At 44.4% G+C, this 20,232-nt stretch carries 20 protein-coding genes and 1 pseudogene; 18 read left to right on the top strand and 3 right to left on the bottom strand.

Going from position 1 to position 20,232, the window contains the following annotated elements:
• Positions 1-141 precede the first annotated feature (141 nt).
• Positions 142-1,364 (top strand): annotated as a pseudogene (locus tag C8R30_RS13045) (IS3 family transposase).
• A 363-nt stretch (positions 1,365-1,727) separates the two neighbouring features.
• Here the strand turns inward: C8R30_RS13045 and C8R30_RS13035 are convergent.
• Together C8R30_RS13035 and C8R30_RS13030 are read right to left on the bottom strand one after the other, a co-directional pair.
• Positions 1,728-2,066, bottom strand: a complete 339-nt coding sequence (locus tag C8R30_RS13035; protein WP_258192046.1) for a KfrB domain-containing protein — start codon at positions 2,064-2,066, stop codon at positions 1,728-1,730.
• Positions 2,067-2,138: 72 nt separating this feature from the next.
• The gene (locus C8R30_RS13030) at positions 2,139-3,194 is read right to left on the bottom strand and encodes a ParB/RepB/Spo0J family partition protein (RefSeq protein WP_107790311.1); all 1,056 of its coding nucleotides are present in this window, start codon (positions 3,192-3,194) and stop codon (positions 2,139-2,141) included.
• A 534-nt stretch (positions 3,195-3,728) separates the two neighbouring features.
• Here C8R30_RS13030 and C8R30_RS13025 point away from each other — a divergent pair.
• From C8R30_RS13025 to C8R30_RS12945, 17 genes are all read left to right on the top strand, one after another.
• Complete coding sequence (locus C8R30_RS13025; RefSeq protein WP_103967723.1) at positions 3,729-4,109, top strand: helix-turn-helix domain-containing protein; 381 nt, start codon at positions 3,729-3,731, stop codon at positions 4,107-4,109.
• A gap of 66 nt (positions 4,110-4,175) precedes the next feature.
• Positions 4,176-5,141, top strand: a complete 966-nt coding sequence (trbB, locus tag C8R30_RS13020; protein WP_107790310.1) for a P-type conjugative transfer ATPase TrbB — start codon at positions 4,176-4,178, stop codon at positions 5,139-5,141.
• A 21-nt stretch (positions 5,142-5,162) separates the two neighbouring features.
• Positions 5,163-5,543, top strand: coding sequence for a TrbC/VirB2 family protein (locus tag C8R30_RS13015; protein ID WP_107790309.1), 381 nt, complete (start codon positions 5,163-5,165; stop codon positions 5,541-5,543).
• Positions 5,544-5,553: 10 nt separating this feature from the next.
• Positions 5,554-5,865, top strand: coding sequence for a conjugal transfer protein TrbD (locus C8R30_RS13010; RefSeq protein ID WP_107790308.1), 312 nt, complete (start codon positions 5,554-5,556; stop codon positions 5,863-5,865).
• Positions 5,862-8,396 carry a VirB4 family type IV secretion/conjugal transfer ATPase gene (locus C8R30_RS13005; RefSeq protein ID WP_107790307.1) on the top strand — a complete coding sequence of 845 codons (2,535 nt, stop codon included), beginning with the start codon at positions 5,862-5,864 and terminating at the stop codon, positions 8,394-8,396. The genes C8R30_RS13010 and C8R30_RS13005 overlap by 4 nt, the downstream gene beginning before the upstream one ends.
• Positions 8,396-9,172, top strand: a complete 777-nt coding sequence (locus C8R30_RS13000; RefSeq protein WP_107790306.1) for a VirB8/TrbF family protein — start codon at positions 8,396-8,398, stop codon at positions 9,170-9,172. Before C8R30_RS13005 ends, C8R30_RS13000 begins: the two co-directional genes overlap by 1 nt.
• A gap of 14 nt (positions 9,173-9,186) precedes the next feature.
• Positions 9,187-10,086, top strand: a complete 900-nt coding sequence (gene trbG / locus C8R30_RS12995; RefSeq protein ID WP_107790305.1) for a P-type conjugative transfer protein TrbG — start codon at positions 9,187-9,189, stop codon at positions 10,084-10,086.
• A complete protein-coding gene (locus tag C8R30_RS12990) occupies positions 10,086-10,583 on the top strand; it encodes a conjugal transfer protein TrbH (RefSeq protein WP_258192045.1) in 498 nt (165 codons plus the stop codon). The genes trbG and C8R30_RS12990 overlap by 1 nt, the downstream gene beginning before the upstream one ends.
• 13 nt (positions 10,584-10,596) lie before the next feature.
• On the top strand, positions 10,597-12,006 hold the full coding sequence (locus C8R30_RS12985; protein ID WP_107790304.1) for a TrbI/VirB10 family protein: 1,410 nt from the start codon (positions 10,597-10,599) through the stop codon (positions 12,004-12,006).
• 18 nt (positions 12,007-12,024) lie between these two features.
• Positions 12,025-12,825 carry a P-type conjugative transfer protein TrbJ gene (gene trbJ, locus C8R30_RS12980; protein ID WP_107790303.1) on the top strand — a complete coding sequence of 267 codons (801 nt, stop codon included), beginning with the start codon at positions 12,025-12,027 and terminating at the stop codon, positions 12,823-12,825.
• Between the two features lie 25 nt (positions 12,826-12,850).
• The gene (locus C8R30_RS12975; protein WP_107790302.1) at positions 12,851-13,054 is read left to right on the top strand and encodes a hypothetical protein; all 204 of its coding nucleotides are present in this window, start codon (positions 12,851-12,853) and stop codon (positions 13,052-13,054) included.
• A 27-nt stretch (positions 13,055-13,081) separates the two neighbouring features.
• Positions 13,082-14,173 carry a P-type conjugative transfer protein TrbL gene (gene trbL, locus C8R30_RS12970; RefSeq protein ID WP_107790301.1) on the top strand — a complete coding sequence of 364 codons (1,092 nt, stop codon included), beginning with the start codon at positions 13,082-13,084 and terminating at the stop codon, positions 14,171-14,173.
• A 28-nt stretch (positions 14,174-14,201) separates the two neighbouring features.
• A complete protein-coding gene (locus C8R30_RS12965; protein ID WP_107790300.1) occupies positions 14,202-14,642 on the top strand; it encodes a lysozyme family protein in 441 nt (146 codons plus the stop codon).
• Positions 14,643-15,653: 1,011 nt separating this feature from the next.
• Positions 15,654-15,953 carry a hypothetical protein gene (locus C8R30_RS12960; RefSeq protein ID WP_146162698.1) on the top strand — a complete coding sequence of 100 codons (300 nt, stop codon included), beginning with the start codon at positions 15,654-15,656 and terminating at the stop codon, positions 15,951-15,953.
• A gap of 77 nt (positions 15,954-16,030) precedes the next feature.
• Positions 16,031-17,647, top strand: coding sequence for an IS5 family transposase (locus tag C8R30_RS12955; protein ID WP_107790298.1), 1,617 nt, complete (start codon positions 16,031-16,033; stop codon positions 17,645-17,647).
• 67 nt (positions 17,648-17,714) lie between these two features.
• Positions 17,715-18,551: a S8 family serine peptidase gene (locus tag C8R30_RS12950; protein WP_107790297.1), complete on the top strand. Its 837-nt coding sequence runs from the start codon at positions 17,715-17,717 to the stop codon at positions 18,549-18,551.
• A gap of 78 nt (positions 18,552-18,629) precedes the next feature.
• Positions 18,630-19,259, top strand: a complete 630-nt coding sequence (locus C8R30_RS12945; RefSeq protein ID WP_107790296.1) for a hypothetical protein — start codon at positions 18,630-18,632, stop codon at positions 19,257-19,259.
• Between the two features lie 209 nt (positions 19,260-19,468).
• Here the strand turns inward: C8R30_RS12945 and C8R30_RS12940 are convergent.
• Positions 19,469-20,232: transposase (locus C8R30_RS12940; protein ID WP_258192044.1), on the bottom strand; the 764-nt coding region annotated here is incomplete at its 5' end.

Here is a 20,232-nt window from a genome sequence, read left to right as displayed (position 1 = left end):
AACTTCACTCGGTAACACGTCACGCTAGTTACAGTTACCGCTCAACAAAAAAGGAAAAGTTTGTGAAATTCATTCATTATAGTGGACCCTTCTTTCAGGACAGTAAATTAAGATGGTATTCTGCTAAGAAAGGAGCAGGAAATGACAGGAATAAAGCGAAAGAATTTTACGGGTGATTTGAAGGCCAAAGTAGCGCTTGAAGCAATTCGTGGCATCAAGACGGTAAATGAAATTGGTCAGGAGTTTGGAGTGCATCCGACGCAAGTTGGTTTGTGGAAGAAGGAGCTGCAAGAGCAGGCATTCAATCTGTTTGAAACCAAACGCGGTGTGAAGCCTGTTGATCCGTCGGTGAGTTCGGAGCGACTGTATTCGGAAATCGGTCGATTGAAGATGGAATTGGACTGGCTTAAAAAAAAGTCCGGGATCAGCCAATAACGGTGCGCAAGCAATGGATCGATGCGACTGAGCCGTTGCCACTGATGCGGCAATGTGAACTCACCGGCGTAGCGCGCTCCACTGTCTATGCGCCCCGCCTGGTTATGCAACCGGACGAGCAGGAACTGGCTTTACTGGAACTCATTGACGCGGAATACACACGGTACCCGTTTTACGGCAGCCGCAAGATTGTGCAGTATCTGCAAAGTTTGGGGCACACAATCAACCGCAAGCGTGTGCAAAGATTGATGGGCATATTATGTCTTGCGGGTATGGCGCCGGGACCAAACACCAGTCGACGACACCCGTAGCACAAGGTTTATCCGTACTTGCTCAGAGGAGTGTCGATTGATCGCCCCAACCAGGTGTGGAGCACAGACATCACGTACATTCGCCTGCCGCGAGGGTTTGTGTATCTGGTGGCGATCATTGACTGGTACTCGCGCAAAGTATTGTCATGGCGGCTATCGAACACGCCGGATAGTCGATTCTGCGTGGATTGTTTGGAACAGGCTTTGCAAACGCATGGCGTACCTGACGTATTCAATACCGATCAGGGCAGTCAGTTTACCAGTAACGATTTCATCGGTGCACTCAAAGCACGCGACATTGCCATCAGCATGGATGGGCGTGGCAGAGCATCGGACAATATCTTCGTGGAACGGCTCTGGCGCAGTGTCAAGCACGAAGATGTTTATCTGAAAGGGTATGCAACAATGACCGATTTGATGCTTGGTCTGACAGAGTACTTTACGTTCTACAATACAACACGGATGCATCAGTCACTGGGATATCGCACACCAGACGAGGTTTACCTGACAGCGAGCGGAGGTGGGGCAAAGATTATCGACAAATACAGCAAAACAGAAAAAATTTCATCAGAAATAGAATCAAAAAATCGGGGCAGCGCCGTTCCGCTGCATGTATAGGATACCCTCTTAAATTCGATCTATTATTGTCTTGACTGCGGGGTCCACTTTACAGTTAAAGCATGATCCCCGATTGGTTCAGTGGTTACGACGCGTACCACTTGCCCCGGTTCAATCCCACTAATAGCTTGCGCCTTTGTGAATGTCATTGAGTTTCAACATAGCCTTCTTCTGTGTTTTTTGCCTTGAGTATAAATGCAGAAAGCTATTTTGTTTTGTTTTCTATTAAAAAGAACCTTGATGAATTCAAGTTCGAGGTGCAACGTTGACTGCTGAAAGTGGTAAATGTTTTGACGCTGATTTGCATCATAGAATAAAAATGCTTGGTTTAGATTAAGTTTGCTCTGGTATAAATATAACCATTTATAATTTCAACGTTCTTTTATTCTTAAGTGCATCTATTAGAGTTAACGTAGCTTTCTCCCCATCATATGCAATAACCACATCTTTGCCAGCAATAGGCTTGCCATCAACAGCATTTAGTTGGTGCACAGTAAAATCCTTCTTGACCTGCTGATAAAAAACAGAATTCTCTTTATCAATATAAATAATTTGTCCTTGATACTGGTTTTTATCAACGGGTGCTGTAGCTAAATAAATATTGTAGACACCCGGTTTGATACCTTCATCAACCTTCTTGATGGTGCCAATCGTTTCCCATTCATTATTATTTTGAGTTTGTAGAATCTTTTGTCCATTCATTACAATCATTCGTAGCTTTGCGGGTGTCGTCATTTCAAATTAGTTATAAGTAGGATTACTGGCAAGATTAAATTATCCTGCTTCCTGTTGTCCGGCAATTTCTTCCAGTATTTTCATGAGATCAAAAGACTCTGATCTCTCCATACCATGCAAAAAAGCAATCAATTGCAGTGCACCGCTCCCCTTGGCTGAGAAGCTGCCATCCTGCAATGCTTTAATGGTGAATTGAACGATATTTTGGCAATTTCTGCCTTGCTCAAAATAATTCTTTATTTCGCTTTGGAGAAATTCTTTATTCTCACTAGATAGATCTTGCATTAAATCATGTGGCTTGCGTTTGTCTTTTTTAATCAGATTGTAAATAGAGTCCAGCAATGAATTCGGCGTGGTTTGTTTTTGATCGTCGTTTTTGGCTGAAGTGGTATGGGATTTGCCTTCAGAACTGGATACTCGATCATCCGTAGAATTAGATGAGGGCGTTTTTTTTAGCTTTAAGAATTGACTGAAATGATATACATCCAATCGTGATATTTCTTCCTGTGTACTGAGTGCCAGCCAGGTGATTACTTCCTCTTTATTGGCTTTATACAACCTCGTTAAATCATAGAGTGCTGTTACATCGGTGCAACGGCCTGTCCGATACACTTCTCCTAGTGGATCAGGCAAATCAAGAAGTGCAGCATGCATGGTGATATAAGGATTGGTTTTGCCGATCAGTCTGGCAATTTCAGATTTGGTTTTACCGCCTGCCAGTTGCCGTCCAATAAAGTCAGCAATCTCTCTGGAGGTTAAATTATCTCTTTGCAGATTCTCAATCACTTGATCAGCTTCGCTGTAATCAGTATCAATGAAAGCAGGAATGTTTTTTAACCCGGCATCGATACTGGCACGATAACGTCTTGCACCATGATTTATGATATAGGTACCAGGTTTATCCGGATTGGGGCGTACCGATATGGGTGATTTTACCCCGCGTAATTTAACAGTCTCCGTTAACTCTCTTAACGTTTCTTTATTGAATTCTTTTCTGGGTTGATTGATATCTTCACTGATAAGCGTGATATCAATTTCTGTCGCGCCGATAGGCGCAACAAGCCCATTTTTATTTTCCTTCTTTTTTCCTGTCATTTTTATCTTAAGCTTAACTCGTGTTCGTTATATCAGGCAGAAATATTTATTTGAATCAAATAATTCTGTCCATTTAATGATTAGGCAGATAGAGGCTATGGGTGCAGTCATCAACAAATCAAACTGCGCAAAAAATTTGTCTTCGCACTTTTGTATTTTTGTTCTTCTTGTTCAGTTTATTATTGAATGACTGATCTCTCGTATCAGAAAACGGTATGCGTTTTGAGATTCTCCAGATTTTCCATCAGTTACTCGTCTATCCTCTATCCATATACTTTTAAGAACAATGATTAATACAAATAACAATGATATAAATCAATGATGTGATTGGTTTTGTAAGTATGATTGATATGCATATCTTATTTATTAATTATCATCCATAAACCATGTATATAACGAAACTATTATTTAGCCCTCCATTGAAATTAATGAATTTATGTTTTTATTTTGGATTAAAATAGCAGCAAAACTACTGCAAAACAATGGCGCCGATTAGTTAAGCTGCTTAAACCCTAGAAATGACAGGGCTATTATATGTACAATTTGATACTCATCACAAATATTCTACGCATCCTTGATGAAAAAGGCGTGACCAAATCGGAATTGGCAAAGAAGGCGGGGGTATCCATCGCATTCTTTACGGATCTGACAAATGACAAGGCTAATCCATCGCTTAGGATTATGGAGGCGATTGCAGAGGCGCTCGAGACCCCACTACCTATGCTGTTGGATAGCTCGGATATGAATGCAGTCGATCTTGAAGCATTGGCCAATCGAAAGTTAAAGCGCTTACCTAAAGGCTTTGTTTGGAAAGGAGGCGTTCTGAGTGAATATGAAGCTTTTCAGGTCGAGCAATGGGATAAGAAGAATAGGGCATTCTTATCGAAAGAAGCAAAGAAATTAAAAAATAACTAAAAAGAGTTGCACTAAAATAATATTCGTTATATTGTAATGTCATGTGTAAGTTGTTGGAGTACTCGCATGACACTGCAAGATCAATTACCTCACATCACAACCGTTAAGGATCGCGCTAAGAGCAAGCTGGAGCGTGACGCAAGGGAAATACTGTCTGCATTACAGGATCCTGAAACGGTTGAAATCATGGTCAATGCCGATGGCCGTATCTGGCAAGAGAAGCTGGGTCAGAAGATACAACATATCGGAAATATCCAGGCTGCCCAAGTTGAGGCTGTCATCAAAACGGTTGCAGGTTTCCACGGCAAGGAAGTCAATCGATTCAACCCGATGATTGAAGGTGAATTTCCGCTCGATAATTCACGCTTCGCCGGTCAACTACCACCTGTTGTTTCGTCCCCCACATTTGCTATCCGTAAAAAAGCCATCAAGATTTTTACACTCGAGCAGTATTTAGAAACCGGTGTACTGTCGCCCAGACACTCTGATGTCATCAAAGATGCCGTGCGCAAGCACCGCAACATTCTAGTCATTGGTGGCACCGGATCAGGTAAAACGACCTTGATCAACGCCATTATCAATGAAATGGTTTGCAGCGATCCGGATGAGCGCATCTTTATCTTGGAGGATACCGGCGAGATTCAATGCGCTGCCCAGAATTTCGTCCAGTATCACACCACACTTGATGTCGACATGACGCAATTACTCAAAACAACCTTGCGTATGCGCCCGGATCGCATTCTGGTGGGTGAAGTGAGAGGTCCTGAAGCATTGGATTTACTCGATGCCTGGAACACAGGGCATGAAGGAGGGGCTGCCACACTGCACGCCAATGATGCGCTATCAGGACTAACCCGTCTGGAATCCTTGATTTCACGCAATCCTTCAGCACCGAAAGAAATTATGCCATTGATCGCGGAGGCGGTTGATATGGTCGTGCATATCACGCGCACACCCCACGGCAGGAAAATCCAGCAGATTATCGAAGTACAAGGTTTTAAAAGAGGAAGTTACCAAATCAAGAAGCTGTAAATAAATAACAGGAGTTAGTTAATGAAAATATTGCCTTCAATTTCACTCTTCTTCATTGTTTCTTTATGCAGTTTTCTTTTGTTTTTCTTGTTGATTGATAACGCACAAGCCGCTGTTGGCGCAGGCGGTGCGCTTCCCTATGAAACCTGGCTGGTGAATCTCAGAAACTCTGTTACGGGTCCCGTTGCTTTTACTCTATCTATCATCGGCATTGTCGTTGCAGGCGGCATTCTGATCTTTGGCGGCGAACTCAATGCATTCTTTCGCACCCTGATTTTTATCGTGTTGGTTATGGCATTACTCGTCGGTGCCAACAACATCATGACCAATCTATTCCAGGGTGCGGTCATTCCGGGCGAAATATCCCAAGACCAGGAAACAATCCTTAATTCACAGAAATAGGAGATTGACTATGGCGCTTCGAACCATACCTATTCGTCAATCGGGAAATCGTCCTAACCTGTTTATGGGTGGCGACCGGGAACTCGTCATGTTTTCTATCCTGATTGCGGCTACTTCAATTTTTGTTGCCATGGAAATAAAGGCCACGCTCTTCGGCATAGCACTGTGGGTCTTTGCACTGTTTGCACTGCGACTGATGGCAAAAAATGATCCGCAATTGCGTCATGTTTACCTGCGCCAGATGCAATACAAGAAATACTATCCGGCGCGAAGCACGCCCTTCTATGACAATACTCGTCAACAGGAAAAACAGCATCTATGATTGCCGCTATTTCTATCCTTATCGCAATATGCGGTGCTGTGCTGCTTCTAATACTATTTATCCGTATCCGTGATGCGGGCAAAGAATTAAAACTGAATCAACATCGCTCCAAAGAAATGGGTTTTGCCGATCTGCTGGTGTATGCGGCGGTGGTGGAAGATGGTGTGATTGTCGGCAAGAACGGTGCATTGATGGCCGCATGGGTATTTTGCGGCGATGATACCGCCAGTAGCACCGAGATTGAGCGTGAGCGCGTGTCATTTCGCATTAATCAGGCTTTATCTCGTTTGGGTAATGGCTGGATGATTCATGTCGATGCCATCAGAAAACCGGCACAAAGTTATTCAGATAAATCGCTTTCCAATTATCCCGACCCTATTACCGCCGCCATTGACGAGGAGCGGCGCAATCTGTTCGAGCGTATCGGCACCCTATACGAGAGTTGCTTTGTCGTATCACTGACATACTTGCCGCCGATGCTGGCACAGCGCAAGTTCGTTGAACTCATGTTTGACGATGACACCCAGGCACCCGATCAAAAAGCCAGAACACAAGGCTTGCTGGAATATTTTCAGCGTGAATGTGCCAATTTTGAATCCAGGTTATCCAGCATATTTCATTTGTCGCGTTTAAAAAGCCGCAAGCTGGTGAATGAAGACGGTACAACCATCACCCATGATGATTTCTTACAGTGGCTGCAATTATGCGTGACCGGCCTGGATCATCCGATGGTGCTACCTGCCAATCCGATGTATCTGGATACCTTGCTGGGTGGTCAGGAAATGTGGGGCGGGGTCGTGCCTAAAATTGGCCGCAACTTTGTTCAGGTAGTATCGATTGAGGGTTTTCCGCTCGAATCCTCCCCTGGCATGTTAAACCTGCTATCTGAATTGCCCGGTGTATACCGCTGGTCATCGCGGTTTATCTTTATGGATGCGCATGAAGCAGTCAATCATCTGGAAAAATTCCGCAGACGCTGGAAACAAAAGATTCGTGGATTCTTTGACCAAGTGTTTAATCTGCAAAGCAGCAATATCGATGAAGACGCGCTGAATATGACTGAAGATGCGCAGTCTGCCATTGCGGAAACCAATAGCGGCATGGTCGGTCAAGGCTATTATACCAGCGTGGTTGTGCTGATGATGGAAGATCGAGCAGCATTGGAAGAAGCCGGGCGAAAGGTAGAGAAAGCCATCAACCATTTGGGATTTGCTGCACGGGTTGAGACGATCAACACCATGGATGCGTATCTGGGCAGCCTGCCCGGTCACGGGGTCGAGAATGTGCGCAGACCGCTCATCAATACCATGAATCTGGCTGATTTGTTACCGGTCAATACCATCTGGACAGGCAAACCTATAGCCCCTTGTCCGATGTATCCACCCAATTCACCGCCATTGATGCATTGCGTGACACAAGGAGCTATGCCTTTCCGGTTGAATCTGCATGTACGTGATCTGGGTCACACCTTCATGTTCGGCCCCACCGGAGCTGGTAAATCCACGCACCTGGCGCTGATTGCCGCGCAATTGCGGCGTTATCAGGGCATGTCTATTTATTGCTTTGACAAGGGACTATCAATGTATCCATTGACAAAAGCCGTTGGTGGTCAGCATTTCACCGTGGCAGGAGACGATGAATCGCTGTCTTTCTGTCCCTTGCAATTCTTGCACACCAAGGGTGATCGTGCCTGGGCGCTGGAATGGATTTGTTTGATGGTTGAATTAAATGGTGTAACAGTCACACCCTTGCAGCGTAACGAAATCAGTCAGGCCATTACTAACATGCATCAAAGCGGCTCGCACACCTTATCGGATTTGTCAGTGACAATCCAGGATGAATCCATACGCGAGTGTCTTCGGCAATACACGATTGACGGGATGATGGGTCATTTGCTCGATGCCGAAGCCGATGGTTTGAATCTCTCGACCTTCACCACATTCGAGATCGAGGAATTGATGAATCTCGGTGATAAATACGCACTGCCGACGTTGCTGTATCTATTTCGCCGCATCGAGCGCAGCCTGCACGGTCAACCCTCTGCCATCATTCTGGATGAAGCTTGGCTAATGCTGGGGCATCCGGTGTTTCGCGCCAAGATCCGCGAATGGCTCAAGGTTATGCGTAAAAATAACTGCTTAGTGTTGATGGCGACACAAAGTTTGTCGGATGCGGCCAACAGCGGGATTCTTGATGTCATTGTTGAGTCCACCGCCACCAAAATATTTCTACCTAACGTATTTGCGCGTGATGAAGATGCTTCGGCACTCTACCGGCGTATGGGATTGAATACGCGCCAGATTGAGATCTTGGCTTCTGCAATACCCAAACAGCAATATTACACCGTGTCCGAGAATGGCAGACGGCTCTACGATTTGGCACTCGGGCCATTGGCACTGGCGCTTATAGGATCTACGGATAAGGAATCAATCGCCACGATTAAAAACCTGTGTGACAAATACGGGGACAAGTGGGTTAACGAGTGGTTGGCAATAAAAGGGTTAGCGTTATCTGACTATGGAGTAGCTTGATGAGTGTAATCAGTGATTTTTTTAAATTAAGAATTGTCGGAAAAATCAAGTCGAACAAACAAATCCGTGAGGATAATGAGTTCATGGAAGGCGGTCGCCGCTGCGGTGAAAATGAAAATCCCTATCTGTCAGCGCGGCGTACCTGGAATGACCATATGCGCGGGATTCGGGCTTCGCGCAATATGTGGCAAATACTGGCGCTACTTTGTTTGTTGATTGCGCTGGCAGGGGTAGGGGGTGTCATTGCCATCGGCAGTCAATCCAAATTCATCCCCTATGTAGTCCAAGTTAATAAGCTGGGGGAAGCGGTGGCGGTCTCGCGTGCGGATATCGCTGCGGTGGCCGATCAGCGCGTAGTGCATGCATCGGTTGCAGCATTCATCAATGATTTGCGCATGGTGACACCGGATATCGCCTTACAGCGGCGCGCTATCTTTCGTGCATATGCCATGCTGTCCAATAACGACCCAGCCACGGCAAAAGCCAATGAATGGTTCAATAGTACTGAAGCCAGCAGTCCTTTCAAACGGGCTGAAACACACACAGTTAATGTTGAAATCATATCGGTGATACCCCAATCACCGGAGACCTGGCAGGTCGATTGGCTGGAAAAAGTCTATGACCGGCAAGGACACTTAACCGAGCCACCTTTCAAGATGCGTGCTTTATTGAGAATTTATAACAAGCCGACGACACAAAGCACCACCGAAGAACAGATCCGAAATAACCCGCTGGGTATTTATATCCAGGATTTCTCCTGGTCGAAACAAACATAAAGGGATCACTCATCATGAAACTGTTACTTTCTTTAAGTACGCTGATTCTCTCGATTGGACTCGTTGCTCCAATCCATGCCGATGGTCTGTCTAATGCGTATTTCACCGATAAAAACCCTCAACTAACCCCACAGGAACGTGCCGCCATTGATCTGGCTAAGAAATGGCAGGCAGTCAATCCCACCGGCACAAAGCCTGTTGCAGGGCCGGATGGATCAATCCGTTTTCTGTTTGGCTCGCAGCAACCCAGCATCGTCTGTGCGGTATTGCAGGTATGCGATATTGAATTGCAACCGGGTGAGCAAGTCAATTCGATTCATCTGGGCGACCAGGCGCGCTGGTTAATAGAACCGGCAGTGACCGGACAAGGTTCTGCTGAAGTGCAGCATCTGATTGTTAAACCATTGGATGTGGGCCTGGAAACATCCTTGGTAGTTACGACCAACCGGCGTACGTATCACATGCGCCTTCGATCTCACCGGCGCGATTTTATGCCGAGAGTGAGTTTTACTTATCCGGAAGATGCGCTGATTAAATGGGATGCGATCAGAGATAAAGAAAGCCATGCGATGGGAATCAGAAAATCGCGCACCATTCCTGAAACCGGGGAATATCTGGGCAATCTGGATTTTGCGTATGCAGTGTCTGGGGATGCCGCCTGGAAACCGCTGCGTGTCTATAACGACGGTCAAAAAACCATCATACAAATGCCGAGTATTATGGCGCAGACTGAAGCGCCGACTTTGTTACTTTTAACTAAGGAAGGCGGCATTTTTAGCGAAGATGAAACGGTTATGGTGAATTACCGCTTGCAGGGCGATCGCTATATCGTAGATACCGTTTTTGATCGTGCGATTCTGATTGCGGGAGTGGGCGGTAATCAAAGCCGGGTGACGATTACGCGGGGGAATTGATGATGAATAAAATGATCACCGCATCCAACTCTATTTTTATCCTCATGCTGGTTTTATTGCTATTGAATGGTTGTGCTACGCACCCCTATGGCAATTTTATTCAGAATCCTTCAATCGTAACCAGCAAAGTGATGGCTGATGATGTGACAGCCCAAATAGTGCGGCTGTATCCGGCAGCCAATACGCAGTTTAATTTGCGCCATGTGGTTAATGATCCGTTTGGTCATGCCTTGATCGAGAACCTGAGACTGGCAGGGTTTGCGGTTCAGGAAGCGACTCAGCAATCAATTCAACAATCAATTCAGCAGCAAATCTTTGCTGCGCCGAATCAACCTGATACTGAACCGCAAAAAGGCCTGGCCTTGAGTTACATCATTGACCAATCGGGTGATTTGTATCATGTCAAACTCATGATTGACGATATGCGATTGTCGCGCGCATTCATTGTGCAGGGCGACAGTATTCACCCTGCCGGTCTTTGGGTCAGAAAAGAATAAGGGAATAAAGGTGATGTCAACCAATTCTAAACTCCTGTCACCTGAATCATCCCCGGATGTGGTTGCCAAAAATGTTGGGGTGCGGCGCGTCAATAACCTTCCGATTGTTATCTTTGGCGCGATCATGCTGATATTCATGTTGCTCATGATGATCGTCGCCATGAATCGCGCAGCTGAGCGCGGTCAATACGATTTTGATGGTAATCATGACACTCAGTCGAGCCATTCCTTTGCCTCACTGATTGCCAAAGACTATATCGGCGGCATTATCGAACCCAAAAATCAGACTAAAACTCCTGATTTAACCGAAAAAGTACCCCTACATGGAATCATCATTGAGCGGCCATCAGATCTGGATCGGCCGCCTCTGCCGCCATCTATGGATACTACCGATCCATCGCTTCACGCTGATATTGCCCATATTCGGATGCTGAAACGCCAGCAACTGGAAGAAGCGATCAAAGCTAAAACCAATGTAAATGTCGTTGCACCAAGAAGTTCAGGATCATCGCCGGATTTAACCAACACCGGTACACCTAAAACACGTGATGAAATGCTGGCAAAATTGGCATCGGTGCGTCAACAAATTGATGCAAACCTGCGCGAAGATCCAACGGCTGCATATCATGCGCGTCTTGCGCAGTTGAAGCAGGATGGGGGAGCAAGTGTAGCCGGAGGAATGGGAGTACGTAGGGGTGATGAATTTATGGACGATGGCGCTCCTCGATTGCTGGATGACGAAACTGGTACACGGGATAGGGATTATTCGCGTTTTGATTCAGCAGAAGGAGAAGCGCGCTGGAAATTGAATAGCGAAGTGCAAAAGCCCGCATCGCCTTTTGTCCTGCAAACCGGTTTTGTGATACCGGCAACTTTGATATCCGGTATTAATTCCAGCCTGCCGGGGCAGATCATGGCACAGGTAAGCCAGCATATTTATGATTCACCAGTAGGTAAATGGCGCTTGATTCCACAAGGATCAAGATTAGTGGGTACGTATTCCAGTGAAGTGGAGTTCGGTCAGGCACGTGTGCTGGTTGCCTGGCAACGCATCATCTTCCCGGATGGAAAAACCATGGACATCGGTGCCATGCCGGGTGTTGATGGGGTGGGCTATGCTGGTTTTAAAGATCAGGTCAATAATCATTACCTGCGTATCTTCGGATCAGCCCTGATCATGTCGGCTATTGTTGCCGGTGCCACGTACAGTCAACGTGATGCTGGTGGTGCGTTCGGGCGGCAAAATGCGGGCAGCATCATGAGTCAATCGCTCGGTCAGCAATTGGGGTTGGTAACCGCCAATCTCATTCGGAAAAACCTGAATATCTCACCCACGCTTGAAATCAGGCCGGGGTATCGTTTCAACATCATTGTGACCAAAGACATAAGGTTTTCCAAACCGTATCAATCGTTTGATTATTAATGCAAGGAGTGTCTGAACATGACAAACAGTAAAAATATAGCCTCCCAGTTGATAGCAATCCTGCTCGTAATCGGTACTGTCGGTTATTCATCGAGTATCAGTGCCGGGGGAATGGCGGTCATTGATGTGGCGAATATCAAACAAACCACGATTACCGCGCTTGAGGCAATAGAACAGACACAAAAGCAAATAGAGCAGTATCAGACGCAATTGCAGCAATATGAGAACATGATCCGAAATACCGTGGCACCACCTGCTTATGTCTGGGCGAAAGTGGAGTATGCGATGAACAAGCTCATCAATTTGACCAATACCATACGCTATTATGAGCAGCAGTATGGCGGGCTGGATGGTTACATGCAACGGTTTCGCAATGTTGAATATTATCGCAGTTCCCCTTGCTTTACTTTGCAGGAAAAATGCAATGAAGGTGCCTGGAAGTTATTGAAGGAGGGGCAAAATACCAGCACTGACGCACAAAAAAGTGCCAATGATTCGCTCCTGCGGGGTTTAAATGAACATCAGAATCAGATTCCACTCGATGCCGCTCACCTGCAAGTCTTACAACAAAGAACCGAGTCTGCCCAGGGGCAAATGGAAGCGCTGCAATATGCGAATCAATTGGCCGCGTACCAGGCAAATCAGTTGCTGCAAATGCGTCAGATGCTGATTGCCCAGCATAATGCCGCCAATACGCAAAGTCAGGCCGAGGTAGACCAAAAGGCCATGCAGCAGGCTGCGCGTGAGGCGGCAACCAAGCGATTGAGTCCTGAAATATTACCTGCTGGTAGAAATTGGTCTGTAAGAGACGCTTTTTAAAATACTAATCGAAGGAGAAAAAACGATGAAAAAGAGTGATTTGAGTATTGCAGTGATTGGTTTATTTTCTTTGCTGTTGTTGTCAGGGTGCTATAAGGATGGCGATGGCAAGCTTGAATTGAAGGAACCCAAGAAAGAATTAAGTGAAATGCCGGAAAGAAAGAACTGGCTTCAGATGGATGTCTCTGATCCTGATAAATTTAAGAAACAAATGGATGGTGCTGAGTAGCTAATTACATATTGTGGGAATAGCAAGATGCTTAAGAATCCAGGCGTAATTTTCCTTGTTTTTATTGTATTGTTAAGTTTCTCATCTGCTGTATTTGCAGAGCTTCCTTACATTGATCCTGCTACGAATCAAAGTGTATTAGATCAGGTAATTCAGAAATTTTTAGGAAAAGCCAAATCTTGGCAAACGGTCATTCAAGGTGCTGCTGAGCGCTTGTTCTGGACGTTAGTGCTGATTTCCATGGTGTGGACATTTGGAATGATGCTATTGCGGAAAGCCGATATCGGGGATTTCTTTGCTGAGTTTACCCGTTTTATTATCTTCACCGGGTTTTACTTCTGGCTGCTGACTAATGCAGTGTCTGGACACAATATTGCGGGTACTATTATTGCCTCGATGCAGCAGTTAGGTGGTACTGCTGCTGGCCTACCAAGTGGTGCCAGTCATTCCAGTATTATGGATATAGGTGTTTTAGTCTGGAATCAAGCAACGAGTAATCTTACATTACTGCAACCGGTCGATAGCCTGATTGCTGTCATCATATCGTTGATAGTTCTCATTGTTTTAGCGGTAATTGCAGTGAACATGCTGCTTTTGTTAATTTCATCTTGGGTACTCATGTATGCAGGAATCTTCTTTTTAGGTTTTGGCGGCGCACGCTGGACATCCGACATCGCCATAAACTACTTTAAAACAGTTCTGGGTGTTGGTATTCAGCTATTTGTAATGCTTTTGATTGTTGGTATTGGCAGTGATCTGCTATCCAGTTTTTACGCCAAAATGGGTAAAAACGTTCTGAATTATGAAGAACTGGCGGTTATGCTGATTTTTACGATTGCATTTTTTGTATTGATTTCTAGATTACCGTTGTTGCTGGCTGGCATTATAACGGGTAGTAGCATAGGTTCGATTGCCGGAATTGGTAGTTATAGCGCCGGTGGTTTTATGGCAGCGGCAGGTACGGCGGCAGCCGTTGCGTCTTATGGCGGCACACTGGCAGCCGGTCGGTTGACAGCAGCAAGAAGTGCGGGGACGGATGCTTTGCGGAGTGCCATAGAAAAAGGCCAGACTCAGGAATCAGCGGGTATGAACAATATTTCGCAAGGAAAGGGTAAATAATGGTCAAAGCGTTTAAGCAACTCGATCAATGATGGATTTACCGCCGGATATGCAAGAAAGGGTGGTGTGTTCAATCACTGCTGCCGTCAAATATGAAATACCAGCCAATATCTTACTGGCAATAGCCGAAAAAGAGGGCGGTAAACCGGGTCAGTGGGTGCGTAACAATAATGGCACTCATGATGTTGGTTCGATGCAGTTTAATACTTTATTTCTTCAAGATTTATCGAAATATGGCATTACACCTGCTCACGTAGCAAATACGGGTTGTTATGCCTATGATCTGGCCGCATGGCGAGTGCGGCTACATATCAAGAATGATAAAGGCGATATTTGGACGAGAGCAGCCAATTATCATTCGCGTACGCTAAAATATAACGTCAAGTATCGTGCTGATTTGATTGTCAAAGCGGTCAAATGGGCGGATTGGTTGGAGGATCGGGTTCTTTCGTCAGATACTCAAAATTAATAAATCTTTCCTTGGTAAATTAGCGCCAATTCAGGTAGTGCGATTGATGGCGGCAAGAGGTTAATCGGAATAAGGATTAATAATTTACGACTTGTTAACAATACTTGGCGATTATCCCATACTCTAGTCTAAATAATTTAGTAAATTAATGTGAGTTTTCTCGCAGATTTATTGATTTTAAAGAATTATTTTGTTTGTGGCTTATTCTATAGATTTGAAATCGCTAAGAGAGCTAGAAACTTATATTCTTCTTTGGTCACGATAAGAAAAGTCTAAGTTTTAATTACCGTAACCTATAATTTACATAGAGATAGGAATTTATTTTTAAATTTCTGAGATCGAGTTCTGCATCAATTTAGGTAGGATGGAGAGGATATTTAATAAGACGATATTATGCTATATCAGTTGCAATATTTTTGTACTTCAATCCTGTAAAGTGCTGACAGGTTATAGAAGAGATATTTCGTAATGAATTTAAATTGAACATTCAATATGTAATATTGAATGTTGGTGGGCTATCTTCAGGTCGAGTTTTGCGATGATCATAAATCCTTGTGATAGCAATATTGGACATCCATGTAATTGATTTTTACATGTACGATCCTATAGCTTATAGCTCTCAACATTTTCACAAAATATACCCCCGCCTTCAAGCTACTGGCTTTCAACCAGCTTTCTCTCCATGGAATGAGGAATTAAACCCGAAGAGATTAACCATATAATTAACATCGTTGATTCAATTTATTAAATCATTTATATATTCAATTGCACTTATATGTGCAATTATTAATTCAGGAATCAACAAAAATGAAAAAAATCAAAAGAATAGTTTCAATGCAAGTTTGGATATAACTGGTTCTATTAATCAACTCTCCACTTTTTGCGTCTCGTGATGAATTCAACCAAAATGTACAGAAGGCCATTCAGAGCGATCAAAAATTTATAAGTAACTCTTATATTATCGGTTTCAAAAAACCTTCACCTTTTATTCAAGAAGACAGTGGACGATTTTTGATTGATCCACCTGACGAATCTCAGCGTGGTACTGGCAATATACCCTTTGGTGAACCTAGCACCGGACAGAGTAAGGAAAATTTGTCTGGAATGATGGGATTACGCGGGGAAGTACTTGCAATTTTCGAAACAATAAATGCCGTCCACGTCATGATGGACGAGGATGAAGCCGAGAGATGGCGTAAAGATGATAGAGTCGAATATGTTGAACAGGATATGATCATAACCAGTGGAACTACTCAGAGCAATCCAGGCTGGGGATTAGATAGAGCTTACTCAAAAAGTATAAATATTTGATTAAATTTAATAATAGTATATTTTTCTGGTAAAATAGTGCACGTAAATATGTGAATTAACACCAAAAACCGTGCACCATGATTCGTTATATCAGCCAAAAGCAACTGCCACTCGAAGGATTTGATACACCGCCGGGCATGATTCTTGATCCCAATAATCGCTGGGTAAAACTGAGAGATTGCATACCGTGGGATGAGTTGTCCGAGAGCTACTATAAGACGTTATGTTCAAATCTGGGCCGCCCAGCCAAAGATGCCAGAATTGTGATCGGAGCGGTGATTATTAAACATAAATTATCGATTTCAGATGAAGAGACTGTTGAACAGATTCGAGAAAATCCGTACCTGCAATATTTTATTGGCCTGAAAGGTTTTCAAGCCAAGGCACCCTTTGCATCATCATTACTGGTTGAGATACGCAAGCGCATGGGTCAGACGGTATTTGATGAATTTCATGAGGCGATCATCGAGACGGTTGAACCTGGAAGGACAAAGAAGTCAGTCAAGGCAATTGCTGATGACAACGACGACAATGATGTATCAAATAGCGGTGATGCGGGCAGCCGTGATGCTGCCACCGCAATGGTGGCAGATCAATCTTTGGCAGATGAGCCGCCTCGGAATCACGGCAAATTAATACTGGATGCCACCGTTGCAGAACAGGCCATACGCTATCCGACAGATCTTGGCCTGCTGAACGAGGCACGTGAACTGAGTGAGCGTATCATTGATGAGTTGCATGCCAAAAGTAACCGGGCACAGAAAAAGAAGCCGCGCACTTATCGCGAGATCGCCAGGAAAGCCTACCTCAACCTGGTCAAGCTGAGACGGCCATGCAACAAAAAACGCCGCGCCGGTATCAGACAGCAATTGCAGTTCTTGCAGCGGAATTTAAAGCATATCGAAGAAATGCTGACGGAATATCCGCTTGGCACGCCCATACCGTTACCCAATGGGTTGTTACGCCGCTACTGGGTATTGCCCCATCTATACCGACAACAATATGAGATGTACAAAACCAACACCAGACGTTGCGATGATCGCATTGTCAGTATCAGTCAGCCGTATCTTCGGCCCATTATCAGGGGAAAGCAAGGCAAGACAGTTGAATTTGGCGCCAAAATAAGCGTGAGTCTGACTGGCGAAGGGCTGGCGCATGTCGACAAGCTGCACTGGGATGCGCAACATGAAGGTCATGATCTTGAAGCGCAAGTTGAGGCCTACAAAAAGCGTTACGGCTGTTATCCCGAAGTCGTCATTGCTGACACGCTATATGGTTCCCGTGATAATCGCAGCTATCTGGAACGCAATCATATACGCTTTTCAGGTAAACCACTGGGACGTCCACCAAAGATTACACCTGAAAACAAAGATGAATTGATGCGCCTGAAAGCGCAACGTCGACAGGAATATCGCGAGCGCATTCCAATTGAAGGAAAGTTTGGCCAAGGAAAGTATGGATATCGACTCAACAATATTCGGGCCAGGCGCGCTGATACCTCTGCAGCATGGATTAATAGCATCTTCCTGGTCATGAACCTGCTCATTTTGGTGCGGGTTTTTATTTGTCTAAAAAATCTTGCTGCCAAAATAGCATCTTGTGCGACAAAAAAGAGCATGCCCAGAAAAATTGGGTTTGCGCGTGCCTGCCAATTCATCTCAAACCGGAATTTTTACTTGGCTGCGAATAACTGATCGCTGAATTTCTGAGTAGGCTCTAGATAGGTTAGATGAAACTTCAGTCACTCTTGATAATACATATATCTATACAAATACAGGAGCTGGTCGCAAAATTTATATTCTCGACTCGGGTTTGGATCTAGCAAACTCAACAGTTGCAGCTCAATTTGGTGGGCGTGCATCTGTAATTTGGGACATAAATGGTGGAGTTGGCGCAGATTGCAATGGCCATGGCACCCAAGTTAGTAGCGCTGCTGCTGGAAGTACCAAAGGCATTGCTAAAGAGGCCACGGTGATAATGGCTAAAATAACATCAGGTTGCACGGGAAGTTCGTCTATATCAACTTCGGTAACTGCTTTTAACTGGTTAGCTGCTAATGAAACTGCCGGAACTATTGCTAACTGGAGTCAAGGATTTAATGATCCCGGATGTGCAAATCCAACGATAAACACTTCACTCGAGAATTCCATCATTGCCGCTCATAATAAAGGGATAATAGTTGTAGTAGCGGCAGGAAATGATAGTTGTAATACTGCCAATTATTCACCGACACGCATCTCACAAGCTTTTGTAGTGGGAGCAACAAATAATCAGCTTATCTCTAGCGGTAAAGATGCGAAAGCCTCTTTCTCTCGCACTGGAACAAACATTTCTGCTTTTGCCCCAGGAGAATCTGTAGCACTTCTAAATTATAATGGAACGTCTGTAATAAATAGTGGCACATCATTTTCATCACCTTATATTGCTGGTATTTTTGCCGTGGCGTGTCAAGCTGCGGGTACTTTATGTAATACCGCAACAAATGCAACAACGCTTTACGATGCGCTCAGGAATACAGGTGTAATTGGCACGGTTACCAATACTAACGGCACTCCCTTGACTGGTGCAACATCACGATTCATAGTGCAACAATGGTAAGTTCATTTAATCATAAAAGAAATAACTCAGGGCATTTAGGTTCCATAATATCCTGTCCGTTTTATAGGAGTTACTGTAATGATCAAGATTAGATTATTAGCTACGACATTGGTTTTGTGTAGCTGTATTACCATGACAATGGTCAATAATGTGATAGCGGAAGGCACAAGTTTTTCAAATAATAATGTGCCTAGTTATGAAAACGGTGTTTTGACAGTTCCACGTGTCGACACACCGGATCAGGTTGGAAATTATCAAGATGCAGTGCTGAAATTTGATCAACAGTTGAATGCTTGGGTTCTACAGCAAGTTAATTCAGCTAAATTTAATTCTTCTAATCCAAGAATTAAGTCTGTCAATGTTTTTGTTATAAATGATTCTTTTCCAACACAGGTTTTTTTGCAAGCAGTAGGCGATTTTACATGTGGTGAATTTGGGCAAATTAATACAGGTCGAAAAGAAAACTTGTTTGATATACAAATCTCTGTAACCCCAGTTCCGCCAGGACAAACGTGTACTACAAACATTACAGAGTTTGTTAGAGTCATTCAATTGGATGTATATCGTCTAAGTGCTGGAGATTATCAATATAGTATCAATGGTGGTAATTCAGGTACATTTACTTTAACCAAAGATAATAAATTCGGTGAATGTGGTGGTACGAATAACACCGAAGAAATTTGTGAGACTGAAGTAACGGGATCTTAACTTGCTTTTAAAGTCCCAATAATTAATTTATTCACGACTGGCTGCCTGTATGCAGTTCTTAGCTGTCAACATGTAGTCAGTTTACTATAGATTCGGCCAATAAATAGTCGCCCCTGAAAAAGTATCAAACAACAGTTGTTGTTCTGGAAAAGCCACCCGAGAAAACTGTTGCCTACTAAAATGCATGCCCCCTGTAGTTTAAATTTGCATTAAGGAATCCGATAAATTTGTAGTTTTCGCCATGGGAAAAAGAGCCAAAAAATGGCCAGCAGCCATTGTTTCAGATTCCAGGCTGCAGCAGCCATCAGCAGGTTGATGCGATCGCCGATAGCGCCTTTCAGATAGTTCCTAACCATTCGATAATCCGACTTCAGGTGGCCGATAATGGGTTCAATCGCGGCACGCCTCCTGCACTGTTTCTGCTTCTTGTCTTTCTGGTACCGGGTATCCTTCTTTAATGCCTTTCCAGGCAAAATGATCTGAGTTCCATTGACTTCACGTTTGCCGCGGTAGCCGCGATCGCATACGGCTTGCTTAGCAGCTTTCCCGTGCGAAATCTCAACATGACGCAGGATTTCGGGTAACGTATTGCTGTCATGCAGGTTCTGTTCGTGACTGACAACCCCGACAATCAGATTACCTTTTGCTGTACTGGCGATCAATGCCTTGCTGCCGTACTCATATTGTTTGTGGTCTTTCCCCTTGGCGACACAGTACACTTGCGGTTCGTGCAATGAGTAGATCTTGTTTTTATCGTTTTGTTGCTGCCGTAATACTCGCTCATACAGCAGAAAGTCCCTTTGATAGCATTCAAACAAACAGTATTGCGGCAGTTCTCTTCTGAGCTCCCGCATCAAAATACCTGCAATGGTTCTGAATCGCTTCAACGCTCGTTTCGCCTTCGCTCTTTTCTTCACGTGCCGGTAGTGCCGAATATCCAAGCGCAGTGACTTCACTTCTTTGACAAAAGTAC

This window comes from Nitrosomonas nitrosa (genome assembly GCF_003051105.1).
Classification (GTDB): Bacteria; Pseudomonadota; Gammaproteobacteria; order Burkholderiales; family Nitrosomonadaceae; genus Nitrosomonas; species Nitrosomonas nitrosa.
The sequence above is the reverse complement of the archived record's forward strand: the minus strand, read 5'-3'. Positions and strand labels throughout refer to the sequence as shown.